The organism is Mesorhizobium sp. M7A.F.Ca.CA.002.05.1.1, assembly GCF_003998335.1.
Taxonomy (GTDB): Bacteria; Pseudomonadota; Alphaproteobacteria; order Rhizobiales; family Rhizobiaceae; genus Mesorhizobium.
Window position 1 is genome coordinate 1 of sequence record NZ_RZQI01000993.1, and the last position, 2,073, is coordinate 2,073.

The following is a 2,073-nucleotide window of genomic DNA, read 5'->3' on the forward strand; positions in this document are numbered from 1 at the left end:
GCGCTGGCGCGAAAACTCCTCGTCATTCTCAATGCAAAAGCACGCGATGCGCGCATGGAGTTCGCCAATGCAACTTGACACCACAGATAGTCGCTCATTGCCCTGCCGGGCATTTCTCCCCGTATAGTGACGGGGAGAAAGATGCTGTTGTCCGATGGTTTCACCAATTATCAATGTTGCGAGAAGAACGCCAAGAGTGCGGCCAGCTTCCTTCTCCCCGTCACTATACGGGGAGAAGATGCCGGCAGGCAGATGAGGGGCGGCGCAAGCGGATCGCGCTAAGCCCGTTCGGCCAGCAATTCCTCGCCGCGCTTCTCGCGGATTAGATTGACGAAGCGACGGAACAGATAGTGCGAATCCTGCGGGCCGGGCGAAGCCTCCGGGTGATGCTGGACCGAGAACACCGGCCGGCCAGTCAGCGTGATGCCGCAGTTCGAACCATCGAACAGTGAGACGTGGGTTTCCTCGACGCCTGATGGCAGCGAGTCGGCATCGACGGCAAAGCCGTGGTTCATCGAGACGATCTCGACCTTGCCGGTGGTGTGGTCCTTGACCGGATGGTTGGCGCCGTGATGGCCCTGGTGCATCTTGGCGGTCTTGCCGCCCAGCGCCAGTGCCAGCATCTGGTGGCCGAGGCAGATGCCGAACACGGGGATGTCGGTCTTCAACAGATCCCGGATGACCGGCACGGCATAATCACCGGTGGCTTCCGGGTCGCCGGGGCCATTGGAGAGAAAAATGCCGTCCGGCTGCATGGCAAGGATTTCTTCGGCGCCGGTCTTGGCCGGCACCACCGTGACCTTGGCGCCGAGGCCGGCGAGCAGGCGCAATATGTTACGTTTGACGCCATAATCGATGGCGACGACATGCATTGTCGGTTCGGTCTGTTCGCCAAAGCCTTCGTTCCACACCCAGGGCGTCTCGCGCCAGACCGAGGACTGGCCCGAGGTGACATCCTTGGCGAGGTCGAGCCCGATCAGGCCCGACCATGCGGCGGCGCGCCGCTTCAGATCGTCGAGATCGAACACGCCGTCGGGCGCGTGCGCGATGACGGCGTTGGGCATGCCCTTTTCGCGGATCAGTGCGGTCAGAGCGCGCGTGTCGATGCCCGACAGGGCGACGATGCCGCGCTTCTTCAGCCATTGGTCGAGACCGGCGCCGGCGCGATAGTTGGAAGGATTGGTGACATCGGCCTTGAACACGGCGCCGACGGCACCGGCGCGGGCGGCGGGATTGAGGTCCTCGATGTCCTCGTCATTGGTGCCGATGTTGCCGATATGCGGGAAGGTGAAGGTGACGATCTGGCCGGCATAGGAAGGGTCTGTGAGGATTTCCTGGTAGCCGGTCAGCGCCGTGTTGAAGCAGACTTCGGCGACGGCGGAGCCGGTGGCGCCGAGACCGCGACCTTCGATGACGGTGCCGTCGGCCAGCACCAGAAGGGCGGTCGGCTTTTCAGTGGCCCAGGCGGGCGTCGAGGCGGCGGTCATCTCGGCCATGCGGCACTCCTATCAGGCCGCGCGCTGCAACCGGCCCGGCGGGCCATCTGCGCGGCAAACGGCGCGAAGCGGCGATTTCGCGGCTCCCACGCAGTCAAATTTCCGTTCATGCAAGGCCCAGTACATAGGGGAAGGGGGCAGGGCGGTCAATGATCATGCGAAATGCCGCCATGTTTTATTTCGCCTAGCAAAATCAGTGGCTTGCCCCGGCATATCAGGGTTTGCCTTGGCTCGCCCCCGGCGCTATTGTCCGCGCCGATCGAAGGAGAATGCACCATGCGCGGAAAAATCGCCGAATCCCTGAAGAGCGCGATGAAGGCGCAGGACAAGCACCGGCTGCCGACATTGCGGCTGATCCAGGCGGCTATTCACGACCGCGACATCGCCAATCGCGGTTCGGGCAAGGAGCCGGCCAGCGACGAGGAGATCCTGCAGATCCTGGCCAAGATGGTGAAGCAGCGCGAGGAATCGGCCAAAGCCTTCGACGACGGCAAGCGGCCCGATCTCGCCGCGCAGGAGCGCGGCGAGATGGAGATCATCCGCACCTTCCTGCCGACGCAGTTGGACGATGCGGCGG

The 2,073-nt window shown here is 63.4% G+C and carries 2 protein-coding genes; one reads left to right on the plus strand and one right to left on the minus strand.

Features of this window, described 5'->3' with window-relative positions; all coding sequences use genetic code 11:
• Nucleotides 1-278: 278 nt before the first annotated feature.
• Entirely contained in the window at nucleotides 279-1,496 is a 1,218-nt protein-coding gene (gene carA, locus EN939_RS31575) for a glutamine-hydrolyzing carbamoyl-phosphate synthase small subunit (RefSeq protein ID WP_127271513.1), read from the minus strand.
• A gap of 276 nt (nucleotides 1,497-1,772) precedes the next feature.
• Here carA and EN939_RS31580 point away from each other — a divergent pair.
• On the plus strand, nucleotides 1,773-2,073 hold a 301-nt coding region (locus EN939_RS31580), incomplete at its 3' end, for a GatB/YqeY domain-containing protein (RefSeq protein ID WP_127271515.1).